A 14765-nucleotide genomic window follows, 5' to 3' on the forward strand; every position below is an offset into this window, starting at 1 on the left:
TCGCTTATAAAGTAAAAAGCCTCCTGAACATTGTTCAGGAGGCTTTTTTTTAGCTTAAGCTAGGTTGTAAATCAGTCTAATTATTTGTTGACTACAAACTTCTTAGTAACGCTTGTGTTTCCAGTTGTTACTTTATAGATGTAAAGACCAGAAGCTAAGTTCTTAGCGTTAAATTCAGCTTTGTATACTTGTCCAGGGTAAGCTTCACCGTTGAAAACTTCGTCCATACGACGTCCGTTAATATCAAATACTTCTACTAATACGTTTCCTGTAGTTTTTGGTGTAAACTCAAGGTAAGAAACTGTGTTTGTTGGGTTAGGGTAAGTTCTAATTCCTAATTCATCAGCTGTAAAAGTTTCTGTACTTAATGTAGCGTATAATTGCTCTGCGTATTCTTGGTAGCTAAACTGTACACAAGTTCCTATTGCAATAACACCATCAAGATCGTAAGCGTCATCAGTTGTTGATAATTCGTTGTTGTTTACAATTTTAACATAGTAGATGAAATCAAAATTACCAGCATCTGAAATGTCAATAGCGTTGTCAGATTTACATACTGTACCAGCAAAGTGGTAGTTGATATCGTCTGCAGAAACATATACGTCAGCATACTCTCCGTAAGTTTCACAACCCCATGTGTTTTGAAATGTTGTTTCAACAACAACTAAATCAGGACCTGGTTGGTTGTAAACTGCACCACCAAATGTTAAAGTGATTTCACCACCGTAACCAAGTGTTGTAAATACATATTCGTCTGTTCCTTCAGGAGCGCCTAATACGTTTTCTGGAGTTTCAGTTCTAATAGCATCAATAACACCACCATTACGTCTTGTACCTTCTACATAGTTCATGTAATCTACTGGGTAACATCCTGCAGGAATTGGAGAGATAGCTTCGTTACATCCTGTTAAAGCAATGATTCCGTCTAAGTCAAAACCATCTTCAGAGATAGAATCGCTTGGTGTTGTATCTACAACTTTTACTTGTGTAATGTAAGATAAGGCAACAGGTGCGTTGCTAATATCTAAGTTTCCACCATCGTCAGTAAGTACTGAACCGATTAAGTAAAAATCAATTCCGTTTTGAGTGACATAAATATCTGCTGACTCTGGGTAACTTGAGAAAGACGCATTGTTAAATGAAGTTTCAATAACTTCGATATCTGGACCAGCTTCATTGTAGATCACGCCATCAAAACCAATGGTAATTTCACCACCGTAACCTAAAGATACGAAATTTAAAGTATCATCATCTTCTGGTGTTCCTAAAGCTTGGTTTGGATCCATACGCTCTGTAACATCTAATGCTGTTCCTGAACTGTTAGGTCCTGGTGTATAGTCAGAAACGGTAGCACCGTAGCAATAACGTGCTGGTATTTCTTTACATCCATTTACAGGGTTAATACCATCTAAATCATAACCGTCTCCTGAGATTGTGCTCATGTCTGTAATTCTTATTTGAGTTACAAAGTCTAAGCCTAAACCATGGATGTCAATATGGCCATCACGACAAACGTTTCCGTAAGATACCCAAGTATCTCCGTATTCAGATAATTCAATAAAAGCATGCTCGTCATCAGAACGTCCACATGTGTCTCCAGAAAATGAAGTTTCGTAAATAATAATATCAGTACCGGCATTATCGTAAACAGCGCCTCCTAAAGCAAGCGTGATGCTTCCGTTAATTCCTAAAGAATAAAATCCACCTGCTGCGTTAGACATGTCTGGCATCCCTAAAGCCGCATTAACATCAGAACGGCTAGCTGCTACTGCAGAACCATCTGAGCTTAACCCTTGTGTGGTTTCAATAACTTCAACCGCATTACAGCTCTCTTGAAAAGCATGTACTTGGGTTGACATAAAGGTAGCTGCTCCACATAGAATAGGAAGCAGGTGCTTCGTAAAATTTTTCATAAGTATTAAGATTTGATTAATAACACTACAATATTAGTGAGGTCCTTAATCATCCCCTAAAAAAAGCGAAGACAGTCCTTTATACTCGATAAAATGACAGAATTCCCCTCCAAAAACAAATTTCATCGACGTAAGGTAATACTTTGAGGTAGAGGTGTATACTTCTTAAGGCGCAATTTTTAATACTTAATTGTTTTGTAAAGGCAACTTTTTTGCGGTTGTTAAATTAATCTTGTTTTTGTCGCCTATGTTTTGCTGTGGATACGTTTTTAGTTAATTGACAATCAGTATATTGTTTAATTTGTTGAATGGATTGGAGTTCATGTTCCTGATTTGGTAGTTAGCTCGTTTTAGAGAGGAAATAGTATGGCGCGTGTTGTTTTTGGTTTGAGGCTGTTCGATGAACGGTATGCTCGATTTTTACAACATTTTACAGTAGGCTTAAGTTGAAGGTGGAGGACTACTATTAGGGGCGTATTCTTCTTTAATATACAGGAGGTGTATAAATACAAAAAAAGTCGTTTAGAAAATTATCTAAACGACCTTTTAAAATTGTTATGCGCTTGGCTTAAGAAATATTAGCACTTTTTACGGTTTTAATAATTCTACCAGCAATTTTATATGGATCACCATTAGAAGCAGGTCTTCTGTCTTCTAACCAACCTTTCCATCCTTTTTCAACAGTAATAATAGGGATACGGATTGATGCACCTCTATCAGAAACACCATAGCTGAAATCGTCAATAGATGCCGTTTCGTGCTCACCAGTTAAACGTTGGTCGTTAAACTCACCGTAAACGGCGATGTGTTCTTTTACAACAGGTCTAAATGCTTCACATATTTTTTCGTAAGTCTCTTGGCTTCCACAAGTTCTTAAAACAGAGTTGGAGAAGTTAGCGTGCATACCAGAACCATTCCAGTCCATGTCCTTACCTAATGGTTTTGGGTGGTATTCAATATAGTAACCATATTGCTCAGTTAAACGGTCTAATAAATAACGGGCAACCCAAATTTCGTCACCAGCTTTTTTAGCACCTTTAGCAAATAATTGGAATTCCCATTGACCAGAAGCAACTTCTTGGTTAATGCCTTCAAAGTTTAAACCAGCAGCAATACAAAGATCAGCATGCTCTTCAACTAAATCTCTACCGTGAGTATGTTTTCCACCTACAGAACAGTAATACATTCCTTGTGGAGCAGGATAACCACCAATAGGGAAACCTAAAGGTAATTGTGTTTGGGTATCCATTATAAAGTATTCTTGCTCAAAACCAAACCAGAAATCATTGTCTTCATCTTCAATAGTCGCTCTACCATTAGATTCGTGAGGCGTACCATCGGCATTTAAAACTTCTGTCATAACCAAATACCCATTTTTACGGGCTGGATCTGGATATATAGCAACAGGTTTTAATAAACAATCTGAAGCACCACCAGAAGCTTGGCGTGTTGATGAACCATCAAAAGACCAAACTGGACAATCTTCTAATTTACCACTGAAGTCATCTTCAACTTTGGTTTTACTTCTCATGTTTTGAGTTGGCTTATAACCATCAAGCCATATATACTCTAATTTGGATTTACTCATAATTAATATGTGTTGTGTTATTGTTTATGTAATGTTACAAATATGACTATTTTTTTATTAGCATCAAAAAAAATAGGGGCTTAAAGATTTAAGGGTGTTAATTAATGTCAATACCCCTATTTTTTGCTGGGTATTTTTAAATAATTTGTATTTTTAACTCAAAATAATAATAATATGTCAACACTTAGATTTCATGCAGTAAAAGCCTCTCTAAAGAGAGAGCCAATAAAGATAAATGAGGAAAAACGACGTTCAGAAATTTTTGGAGAGAATGTGTTTAATGAGGCGTCTATGCGCCAATATTTAACAAAAACAGCCCTTAATAGTGTGCTTGAAGCCATTGAAAAAGGGACTAAAATAGATCGTATTGTAGCAGATCATATTTCAACAGGAATGAAGGAATGGGCTATATCTAAAGGGGCTACACACTATACGCACTGGTTTCAGCCTTTAACAGGGGCAACGGCCGAAAAACACGACGCTTTTTTTGAAACCATTGGTGATGGTTTAGCAATTGAAAAGTTTGGAGGTAACCAATTGGTACAGCAAGAGCCTGATGCGTCTAGTTTTCCTAACGGAGGGATAAGAAATACGTTTGAAGCCAGAGGATATACAGCTTGGGACCCAACGTCGCCGGCCTTTATTTATGATAAAACCTTGTGTATACCAACAGTCTTTGTTTCTTATACCGGTGAAGCTTTAGATTTTAAAACGCCGTTATTACGAGCCTTGCAAGCTGTAGATAATGCCGCAGTTGCAGTTTGTAAATATTTTGATAAAAATGTAAAAAAAGTAAATGCTTCTTTGGGCTGGGAGCAAGAGTATTTTTTAATCGATTCTGCTTTGGCGCTTTCGCGTCCCGATATTCAGCTTACAGGTCGTACGGTTTTTGGACACTCACCAGCAAAAGGGCAGCAGTTAGATGATCATTATTTTGGGTCGATTCCGGCACGAGCGATGGCTTATATGCGCGATTTAGAGCATGAGAGTATGTTGTTAGGAATTCCTGTAAAAACACGTCATAATGAGGTTGCGCCTAATCAATTTGAGCTCGCGCCTATTTTTGAAGAAGCTAATTTGGCGGTAGATCATAATTCCCTTTTAATGGATATTATGCAAAAAATAGCCAAGCGTCATAATTTTACCGTGCTTATGCACGAAAAACCATTCGCTGGGGTTAACGGATCCGGGAAACACAACAACTGGAGTCTTAGTACCAATACAGGTGTTAACTTATTGTCGCCAGGCAAAACACCAATGAGTAATCTTCAGTTCTTAACCTTTTTTGTGAATACCATAAAAGCAGTTCAGACGCACGAAGAATTAATTAGAGCCGCTATTGCCTCGGCAAGTAACGACCATCGCTTAGGAGCAAATGAGGCCCCGCCAGCCATTATTTCTGTATTCATTGGGGCGCAGTTAACTAAGGTTTTAAACGAGTTAGAAACCGTTACCAAAGGTAAATTATCGCCTAAGGAGAAAACCGATTTAAAATTGAATGTTGTTGGTAAGATACCTGAAATTTTATTAGATAATACAGACCGTAACCGAACCTCTTCTTTTGCCTTTACAGGAAATAAATTTGAATTTAGAGCTGTGGGGTCTACGGCCAATTGTGCTAAGCCAATGACGGTTTTAAACACCGTCGTAGCGAAACAACTTATGGATTTTAAGGAGGAGGTCGATGCGCTAATTGAGGACAAGGGTATGAAGAAAGACGATGCCATTTTTAATGTGCTTCGGGAATATATTAAAACATCGAAAGCAATTCTTTTTGAAGGTAATGGGTATAGTGAAGATTGGGAGAAGGAAGCTAAAAAACGTGGGTTAAGTAATAATAAGACCACGCCGCAAGCCCTTAAAATTAAGAAGGCAAAATCAACCATCGCCCTTTTTGATAGTTTAGGGGTGATGAATGATGTAGAGTCTATGGCGCGTTATGAAATTGAGTTAGAAGATTATATCTATCATATTCAAATTGAAAGTCGTGTGGTTGGAGATCTGGCAAGAAATCATATTATTCCAACGGCTATTAGGTATCAAAATACTTTAATTGAAAATGTACAAGGTTTAAAAGGTATTTACGGCGATCAATTTAAAACCTATGCTAAAGCTCAGTTAGGACTTATAGAGTTGATCTCAGAACATATTGAAGCCATAAATACGGCGGTAACAGATATGACTGAAGCCCGTAAAACGGCTAATAAACATGACGATCTAGAGCAAAAAGCGGAAGATTATTGCGAAACTGTAAAACCGCATTTTGATGTTATTAGATACCATTGCGATAAGTTAGAGATTTTAGTTGATGATGAAGTTTGGCCGCTAACCAAGTATAGAGAGCTTTTGTTTACTAAATAAACGCCTTTAAAAAAAACAGACAACCGTATTTAGAAAAAATGGAACGATGAAATACGTGTTTATCCATATGTATGGTAATTGCAATTCAGTTGATTTTACCGTTTGTCGATAAGTTTAATCGAGTTGTCGAAAAAACGCTTGAATGATGCTAAATTGTTGTGTTTCTGCACTTTGTCGATGATTTTGTTTTGTATATTTGTAGGGCTATTAATCAATACCCCGTACAATGAAAAAGTTATTACTAAGTTTGGTGATTCTTGCTGGCGCGACCCTAGTGCTATCACAGGATGATTCAAATGACTTAGACAACATTGGTGCAGATGAGGTGGTAAGCGTTCAAATGAACTTACCATTAGATCTTAGACACTAAGCGACGTTAAAGTGTTGCGGTAAACTTTTACCGCAGATAAAAAAAGATAAAATTCAATATTGAATTTTATCTTTTTTTTTGTGCCCGTTTTAAATGCTTTTCTTCTAAGCGATTTATAGGCTTGCTTTTAGGATTCTAAAACAACGTTTAAGACGAAAAAAGCAGTTTGAGATAATTCCAACCGAATCTTTCCTTATAATTAAACGCAATCCTTATTTTTGCAACACCAACACAAATAAACCAACAATGAGTAATTCGGTGAGTAAAAGATATGCGCAAAGAGGAGTCTCTGCATCTAAAGAGGACGTTCATAATGCGATAAAGAATATTGATAAAGGCTTGTTTCCTAAAGCGTTTTGTAAAATAGTTCCAGATTATTTAACTAATGATTCAGATTACTGCCTTATCATGCATGCTGATGGCGCGGGGACAAAATCGTCTTTAGCCTACATGTATTGGAAAGAAACAGGTGATCTTTCGGTATGGAAAGGTATTGCTCAAGATGCCTTAATTATGAATATTGACGATTTACTTTGTGTCGGAGCAACAGATCATATTATGTTGTCTTCAACAATTGGTAGAAATAAAAACCTTATTCCAGGAGAAGTAATTTCTGCAATTATTAATGGTACAGAAGAGTTAATAGAAGATTTAAAATCTTTTGGAGTGACCATTCATTCTACAGGTGGTGAAACGGCAGATGTCGGAGATTTAGTAAGAACTATTATTGTAGATTCTACAGTAACGGCACGTCTTAAACGATCGGATGTTATTGATAATGCTAATATCGCTGCAGGTGATGTTATTGTTGGTTTAGAGTCGTTTGGACAAGCTTCTTACGAAACCGAATATAATGGTGGAATGGGGAGTAATGGATTGACCTCTGCAAGACATGATGTCTTCTCTAAATATTTAGCTGAAAAATATCCAGAAAGTTTTGATGCCGCTGTACCAGAAGATTTAGTGTATTCTGGAGGCACTCAACTTACCGATGCTGTTGAAGATGCGCCTATTGACGCCGGAAAATTAGTATTATCACCAACACGAACTTACGCGCCTATTATAAAAGCCATTTTAAATACCTATGATAGCACGTCTGTTCATGGTATGGTACACTGTAGTGGTGGTGCCCAGACCAAGATTCTTCATTTTATTGATGAACTTCATATTATAAAAGATAATATGTTCGAAGTTCCGCCGTTATTTAAACTCATTCAAGAACAATCGAAAACCGATTGGAAAGAAATGTACCAAGTCTTTAACTGTGGTCATCGTATGGAACTGTACGTTAAGCCTGATGTTGCAGATGCGATTATTGAGATTTCTAAATCTTTTAATGTTGATGCAAAAATTATAGGTAGAGTTGAAGCTTCTAGCGAAAAGAAGTTAACAATAGAGAGTACTTACGGGACCTTTACTTATTAATGTTGTTTACATGAAAAATTATTCGTGGTTCTTATTTAGTGTATTTGTATTATGTTCTACGTTGCTTTCAGCACAACCTAATTCCTTATTCTTTCAAAAGAAAAAGGAAGAGCCTATTGCGTTAGGGTGGAAAACAAAGAAAGAAATAGGTCTAAGTTTAAACCAAGTATCCTTTACCAATTGGAATGCCGGGGGATCCAATTCTATTTCCGGAATTGTAACGGCAAAGGCAGAAGCGAAGTACAAACAAGAAAAATGGTATTGGAATTCTAATTTTAATATCCGCTACGGATTAAATAAACAAGAAGACTATAATGTAAGAAAAACTGAAGATGTTATTGAGGTGATTTCTAATATTGGATTAGAGAAAGATCCACAAAGCAACTGGTTTTATTCGTCTAAGTTTAGTTTTAATACCCAGTTAGCAAAAGGGTTTAATTACCCAGATAGAGATGAGGCTATTTCCAAATTTTTAGCACCAGGCTATATGTTTTTTGGTGTAGGTATGGAGTATGGTCGCTTTATTGATCGCTTGTCATTCTACGCTTCACCTTTTACATTAAAAACAACCTTTGTTCTTGATGACGATTTAGCTAATAAAGGAGCCTTTGGGGTAGATCCGGCTATTTACGATTTAGAAGGAAATATTTTAAGAGAAGGCAAACAGTTCCGTCAAGAATTAGGGATTTTACTGACCAGCCAATATGAGCAAGATCTTTTTGAAAACATCAATGTCACAAGTCTTTTAAAGCTTTATACCGATTATATCAATAGTTTTGGTAACGTTGATATTGAATGGGAAGTTAACTTTGATATGAAGGTGAATAGGTATGTAAAAGCGACATTGGGCTCACATCTAAGATATGATGATGATATTAAGGTTGAGGTAGAAACTAATGAAATAACAAACGAAGAGCAGGTTATTGTGGGGCCAAAATTACAGTGGAAACAAATATTAGGTGTTGGGGTTGTTGTAGATTTAGATAACCTTATTAAAAGCGAAGCTTCATCATAAATATCCGTAGTCTTCAAGTTCTGTGAGCTGGTTGATTAGTTTTGTGGTTCCATTTTTTAGAAGATATAGGGTATCAGAAATATCCAAAATATGTGAGTATAAGTGATCTGAAATTATAATTATTTTATGCTTTTTCTCTTCTAAAATTAAAGCTTTAATCATTTCAACATAAAGTGGGGCCAAATGTGAAAAGGGCTCGTCGAGTAGTGTAATTTTACTTTCTGTTTTTAAGCTTAAGTAGACTTCAATAAGTCGTCTTTCTCCACCTGATAATCTCTTAAATCTTTGTAGGGTTCAAAATTATTAAATAAGGTAACGAATGCTTGCCAATCTACCCGATAAAGTTGAAATGCAAATGCCACCTTCATAGAACTTGGAATAAAGTTATACTGAGGCATATACTTGGCAATTTTCAACTTATAGAGCGGTTGTTGTAGCGGTTTGTTATTTAAACGGATAAGCATGTATTTAGGTTTTAAGATACCAAAAGCAATATCCATAAGACTACTTTTTCCACTTCCGTTTCTCCCTAATAAACCACTAACTTTCCCTGTTTCACCTTTTAAGTAAATCCCATTTAAGACACGATGGCTTTTAAAATAAAGTTCTACGTTATCCAATTCAAATATCAAAATAGCGGTGGGGTTTAAACAAATTCGGTGAATAAAGTTAAGAATAAAAATGTTAGAATCAGGTCTACAATAAAAAGGGTGGAGAAGAGTGTTAGCGAGGAGATTCCTAGATTTTTATACAATGTTAATTTTCGTTTTTCTGAAGTTTCACTAGTGTAATACCAAGCAAACAGGATTAAGAAGAATTTTATGCAGGTAGCCGGTATAAGTTGTGGTGTAAAAAGGGCAATGAAAATAGTCACAATAAAAGACCACGTGGCAAAAGATTTATAAAAGCTGAGGATGGCTAAAAATTTATACATAACATTTCTTAAACGTAATTTTTTAGTGATTTATTCTTTCAAAGTTAAAATGTACTGAAAACCAAGGTTTCAAAATCCATAATTTATCGTATTTTTGAACGATAATTTTTGAAGAGAGATGTTAGAGAAAATCCAGATTATAAAACAACGGTTTGATGAGGTGAATGACCTTATTATTCAACCCGATATTATATCAGATCAGCAGCGTTATACCAAGCTGATGAAAGAATACAAAGACCTTAAGCTTATCGTAGACAAAGGTGCCATTTACAGTGAAGCCTTAGAAAATGTATCTGAAGCAGAAGAAATTATTGCAGATGGTTCTGATGCCGAAATGGTTGAAATGGCAAAAATGCAACTTGAAGAGTCTAAGGAAACTATTGAAAAGCTAGAAGAAGAGATTCGTTTTATGCTGATTCCTAAAGATCCAGACGATGCTAAGAATGTTGTAGTAGAGGTGAGAGCCGGTACCGGGGGAGACGAAGCTAGTATTTTTGCGGGTGATTTATACCGTATGTATACCAAATACTGTAGCGACAAAGGCTGGAAAGTTGATGTTGTAAGTCAGAGTGACGGAACTTCTGGTGGATTTAAAGAAATTATTTTTGAAGTCTCAGGAGAAGATGTTTACGGAACCTTAAAGTTTGAAGCCGGTGTGCACCGTGTACAACGTGTGCCACAAACAGAAACTCAAGGGCGTGTGCATACTAGTGCAGCAACCGTAATGGTATTGCCAGAAGCCGAGGAGTTTGACTATGAATTAGACATGACAGAAGTGCGTATAGAACGTACTACATCTACAGGTCCTGGAGGACAATCCGTAAATACCACGTATTCTGCCATTAAACTACACCACGAACCTACGGGAATGATTGTAAGTTGTCAGGATCAGAAATCATCACATAAAAACTTAGAAAAAGCCATCAAAGTATTACGTTCGCGTTTATACGATTTAGAATTAGCAAAACAACAAGCTGCCGATTCAGAGAAACGTAAGAGTATGGTGAGTTCTGGTGATAGATCTGCAAAAATTAGAACCTATAATTATCCGCAAGGCCGAGTTACAGACCATAGAATTGGTTTAACCCTTTACGATTTATCTAATATCATAAACGGTGATATCCAAAAAATAATAGACGAATTAATGTTAGCTGAAAATACAGAGTTATTAAAGGCTAACGATGATACCATTTAAATTGAAGCCTCTTTTTTAGAGGCTTTTTTTATACTATGACAACACAACAACTAGTAGAGCAAATCCATAAAAAACAGTCTTTTCTTTGTATTGGACTCGATGTCGATTTAAATAAAATCCCAAAACATTTATTAGAGGAAGAAGATCCTATTTTCGCCTTTAATAAAGCTATCATTGATGCTACACACCATTTATGTGTGGCCTATAAACCTAACACGGCTTTTTATGAGGCTTATGGAATAAAGGGATGGGAAGCTTTAGAGAAAACGATTAATTACCTAAACGAAGAGCATCCGGAGATCTATACCATTGCAGATGCTAAACGTGGCGATATAGGAAACACTAGTACCATGTATGCTAAAGCTTTTTTTGAAGATTTAGGCTTTGATAGTGTCACCATTGCGCCTTATATGGGGAAAGATTCTGTAGAGCCCTTTTTAGCTTTTAAAGATAAGCATACCATTTTATTAGCCTTAACCTCTAACCGAGGGGCTTTTGATTTTCAGACCAAGCATGTTGATGGAGTAGAATTGTATAAGCAAGTTCTAGAGACCTCTAAATCATGGGAGAATTCTGAAAATTTAATGTACGTTGTTGGAGCTACTAAAGCCGAGTATTTAGCCGATATCAGAAAAATTATTCCTAAAGCCTTTTTATTAGTGCCTGGAGTAGGAGCTCAAGGTGGTAACCTTCAAGAGGTGTGTAAATACGGAATTACAGATACGGTAGGTTTACTTATTAATTCTTCAAGAGGTATTATTTATGCGTCTCAAGATGTTAATTTTGCAAGTGCTGCCGCTCAAAAGGCAGAGGAACTTCAAAAGCAAATGCAAGCCGAATTGACACGTTAATTCAGCCTTTAGTGTTGTGTTAAACCTAAGTTTATGACCTATAAAGATCAGCTGCAAAGAACAATTCAACTAGAGTCTACACCTAGACGGATTGTTTCTTTGGTGCCGTCTCAAACGGAATTATTAGTAGACTTAGGTTTAGAAGCGCGCCTTGTAGGGGTGACTAAATTTTGTGTGCATCCTAAGCACCTTTGTATCTCAAAACCTGTGGTTGGCGGCACTAAACGGGTGCATTTCGATAAAATAAAAGCGCTCAATCCTGATATTATTCTTTGTAATAAGGAAGAAAATACCAAGGAGATGATTGTAGAGCTCGAGGCTATTGCGCCGGTTCATATTAGTGAGATATATAATTTAGAAGATACCTTTTCGCTAATTACCATGTATGGCGAGCTTTTTTCGGTAGCAGCTTCTGCTGAAGATTTAATAGCAGATATTCAAGTGGAACGTAAGGCCTTTCAACTGCAATATCAATTTAAAGATCAACCAAAAGCCACTTATTTTATTTGGAAAAAACCTTGGATGGTGGCAGCTTCAGATAATTTTATTGATGTTATGCTCAATGAGGCTGGTTTTAGTAACGCGTTTAAGCATGAAGGGCGTTATCCGGAGATTGACTTGGAGCACCCGGCTTTACAGGCAGCAGATGTGATATTCCTCTCTAGTGAGCCCTTTCCTTTTAAAGCGAGCGATGTAGAAGCGTTTCAATTAAAATTTCCGGAGAAATCCGTAAAAATTGTTGATGGCGAAATGTTTTCTTGGTATGGAAGTCGCCTTTTAAAAGCCTATACTTATTTTAAAAGTCTTCATTAAAAGGCATAAAAAAAGTCGATACCTAACTATAATACCGACTTTACTCTAAACTAACTGAATCAAGACTTAACTAATCTCAAACTTTTGCTTTGCAAAGATGCTAACTTTATACCTTGTAGAGGTTACGACAATGTTAGCTAATGATTAAATGTAGCTTAATACCTAAGTCGTCATGACAAAAGGGATCTGCGGTCTCTAACCACAAATTCTAACTTATTAATTTTGTGAAGTACTTTTGTGGCTTTGTATTCTGAAAAGTCACTCAAAGCATGATCGCTTTGCCTAAAATTGTATGCGTCCTCAATAAGTTGCCGGTACTTTTTTTTAAGCTTGGATCTTTTTTTTAGAAGTCGGTTTGAATAGTTCACGGCTAAATTTTAATAATTAGGATATTAAATTACTAAAATTTAGCTAGAACTTTTGAATTTTATATCTAAAAAATATAAAATTTTTGACTAATCAGTAATTAGTCTTGTAAGGCAAATACCTTCTTTAATAAATCTGTAGAACGAGATGCTACTGAATTTCTAATTTCTAATTCCTCAACGGCAATCATAGTATAGACACCTTCAAGAGCTTCTGTAGTTACGTAATCGGTTAAATCAGGATTTACATTATTTGTAAGCGGAAGATTGTTGTATTTTGAAATAAGGTTAGACCAAATTTGATCCGCACCAACTTTACTAAACGAGTTGTTGATTACAGGCTTAAATTTAGCGTAAAGCTCTGTTTTCGTTTTAGTGGTTAAATAGGTGGTTGCCGCATTATCATCGCCTAATAAAATATCTTTAGCATCATCAAAAGTAATATCCTTAACAGCATTAACGAAAATAGGAGTCGCTTCAGATACCGCATCTTCGGCAGCTCTGTTTAAGACCTTTAAACCTTCGTCAGCTAAGCTACTTAAGCCTACTTTTCTTAACGCACTGTCTACTTTTTGTAATTCTTCTGGCAATACAATTTTTACTAATTCATTTTTAAAGAAACCATCTTCAGCAGTTAGTTTAGAAACTTGTTTTTCAATACCTAAATCTAAGGCTTCTCTTAATCCCGCAGCGATATCTGCATTTCCAAGAACATCACTTGTTCCTTGTGGTAATGAATCTACAACTTGTTGTAATTCTGCGCAAGCCATGAAATTGAAAACAATTAATAAGGCTAAAATCTTTTTGATCATAATGTTTGTTTTTAAGTAGTCAAATATAATTTATAAGGTTTTAACATTCCTAAAGGAAAAATAAACCTTAATAGGAGTTTAACATAATAGTATAGACCCTAATTTGGGGTAAGGGTCACTTTTTTTAAGAGAAAATAATCGTTTTATTGTTATATACCATCACTTTTCTCATGGTATGTAGTTTTATGGCGTTCGAAAGTACAATTTTTTCTAAATCACGTCCCTTGGCAATTAAATCTTTTATAGAATTATTGTGGCTTATCTGGGCTACATTTTGTTCTATAATAGGACCCGCATCAAGCTCTTCTGTAATGTAATGACTTGTTGAACCAATAATTTTTACCCCACGCTTATAAGCAGAATGATAAGGCTTGGCACCAACAAAGGCAGGTAAGAATGAATGGTGAATGTTTATAATTTTATTCGGGTACTTATCAATAAGCGTCTTAGATACAATTTGCATATATCGCGCTAAAACAATAAAGTCAATTTTGTGTTGTTTTAAAAGTTCTAATTGCTTCTCCTCTGATTCTTGTTTGGTGCTTTTGGTAACAGGAACATGATAAAAAGGAATATTAAAACTATCTGCAATTGGCTTTAAATCCAGATGATTACTTAAAATAAAAGGAATTTCTAAGAAGAGCTCTCCGGAATTATAGCGTCCTAAAATATCGTAAAGACAGTGGTCGTATTTAGATACAAAGAGCGCCATTTTGGGCTTTTTTTCAGCCGCATACATCCGCCATTTCAAACTAAACTTATCAACAAGGGCATCCTTAAATACCGTTTTAAATGCCTCTATGGAAAAATCATTAGAGGTAAATTCACTTTCTAGACGCATAAAAAATATATTTTGCTCTCTATCAACATATTGGTCAATATAAACAATGTTTCCACCATTAGAAGCCATAAAGGTGGTGATGCCTGCAATTATATTGGGCTGATCTTCACAATTTATGAGTAAGGTAATTTTTTGCATAAAATTAATATTGGTTGAAGAGATAAAAGTAATTAAAATTGAATGCTTTAGCGTTTTTTGATAAGTTTTAGATATTTATTAATTGATGCTAAATTTTTTTGAATATTCCTTAAATTTGTTCCTCATATAAGCTATAATTTTACG

At 35.7% G+C, this 14765-nt stretch carries 12 protein-coding genes; 6 read left to right on the forward strand and 6 right to left on the reverse strand.

The window, feature by feature from the left end; all coding sequences use genetic code 11:
• Positions 1-80 precede the first annotated feature (80 nt).
• Together DFQ08_RS05110 and DFQ08_RS05115 are read right to left on the reverse strand one after the other, a co-directional pair.
• Complete coding sequence (locus DFQ08_RS05110) at positions 81-1913, reverse strand: T9SS type A sorting domain-containing protein (RefSeq protein ID WP_114308748.1); 1833 nt, start codon at positions 1911-1913, stop codon at positions 81-83.
• 568 nt (positions 1914-2481) lie between these two features.
• Complete coding sequence (locus DFQ08_RS05115) at positions 2482-3501, reverse strand: glutamine synthetase beta-grasp domain-containing protein (RefSeq protein WP_114308749.1); 1020 nt, start codon at positions 3499-3501, stop codon at positions 2482-2484.
• 174 nt (positions 3502-3675) lie between these two features.
• Between DFQ08_RS05115 and DFQ08_RS05120 the strand changes: the two genes are divergently transcribed.
• The 3 genes from DFQ08_RS05120 (at position 3676) to DFQ08_RS05130 (ending at position 8672) form a co-directional block, all read left to right on the forward strand.
• Positions 3676-5862: a glutamine synthetase III family protein gene (locus DFQ08_RS05120; RefSeq protein ID WP_114308750.1), complete on the forward strand. Its 2187-nt coding sequence runs from the start codon at positions 3676-3678 to the stop codon at positions 5860-5862.
• A 616-nt stretch (positions 5863-6478) separates the two neighbouring features.
• The gene (locus tag DFQ08_RS05125; RefSeq protein WP_114308751.1) at positions 6479-7657 is read left to right on the forward strand and encodes an AIR synthase related protein; all 1179 of its coding nucleotides are present in this window, start codon (positions 6479-6481) and stop codon (positions 7655-7657) included.
• Between the two features lie 10 nt (positions 7658-7667).
• Positions 7668-8672, forward strand: coding sequence for a DUF3078 domain-containing protein (locus DFQ08_RS05130; RefSeq protein ID WP_114308752.1), 1005 nt, complete (start codon positions 7668-7670; stop codon positions 8670-8672).
• A 233-nt stretch (positions 8673-8905) separates the two neighbouring features.
• On the opposite strand, the gene DFQ08_RS16315 is transcribed toward DFQ08_RS05130, so the two are convergent.
• The gene (locus tag DFQ08_RS16315; protein ID WP_245935378.1) at positions 8906-9304 is read right to left on the reverse strand and encodes an ATP-binding cassette domain-containing protein; all 399 of its coding nucleotides are present in this window, start codon (positions 9302-9304) and stop codon (positions 8906-8908) included.
• Between the two features lie 420 nt (positions 9305-9724).
• Here DFQ08_RS16315 and prfA point away from each other — a divergent pair, with 420 nt between their 5' ends.
• From prfA to DFQ08_RS05155, 3 genes are read left to right on the forward strand one after another with little or no spacing between them, the layout of a single operon-like run.
• Positions 9725-10801, forward strand: a complete 1077-nt coding sequence (gene prfA / locus DFQ08_RS05145; protein WP_114308754.1) for a peptide chain release factor 1 — start codon at positions 9725-9727, stop codon at positions 10799-10801.
• 35 nt (positions 10802-10836) lie between these two features.
• Positions 10837-11652, forward strand: a complete 816-nt coding sequence (gene pyrF, locus DFQ08_RS05150) for an orotidine-5'-phosphate decarboxylase (RefSeq protein WP_114308755.1) — start codon at positions 10837-10839, stop codon at positions 11650-11652.
• 33 nt (positions 11653-11685) lie between these two features.
• Positions 11686-12465, forward strand: a complete 780-nt coding sequence (locus DFQ08_RS05155) for an ABC transporter substrate-binding protein (RefSeq protein WP_114308756.1) — start codon at positions 11686-11688, stop codon at positions 12463-12465.
• Between the two features lie 170 nt (positions 12466-12635).
• Here the strand turns inward: DFQ08_RS05155 and DFQ08_RS05160 are convergent, their stop codons facing one another.
• From DFQ08_RS05160 to purU, 3 genes are all read right to left on the reverse strand, one after another.
• A complete protein-coding gene (locus tag DFQ08_RS05160) occupies positions 12636-12833 on the reverse strand; it encodes a Lacal_2735 family protein (RefSeq protein WP_114308757.1) in 198 nt (65 codons plus the stop codon).
• 98 nt (positions 12834-12931) lie between these two features.
• Entirely contained in the window at positions 12932-13642 is a 711-nt protein-coding gene (locus DFQ08_RS05165) for a DUF4197 domain-containing protein (protein ID WP_114308758.1), read from the reverse strand.
• 124 nt (positions 13643-13766) lie between these two features.
• Entirely contained in the window at positions 13767-14621 is an 855-nt protein-coding gene (purU, locus tag DFQ08_RS05170) for a formyltetrahydrofolate deformylase (RefSeq protein WP_114308759.1), read from the reverse strand.
• Between the last annotated feature and the right edge of the window lie 144 nt (positions 14622-14765).

It is taken from the genome of Winogradskyella arenosi (genome assembly GCF_003337305.1).
Taxonomy (GTDB): domain Bacteria; phylum Bacteroidota; class Bacteroidia; order Flavobacteriales; family Flavobacteriaceae; genus Winogradskyella; species Winogradskyella arenosi.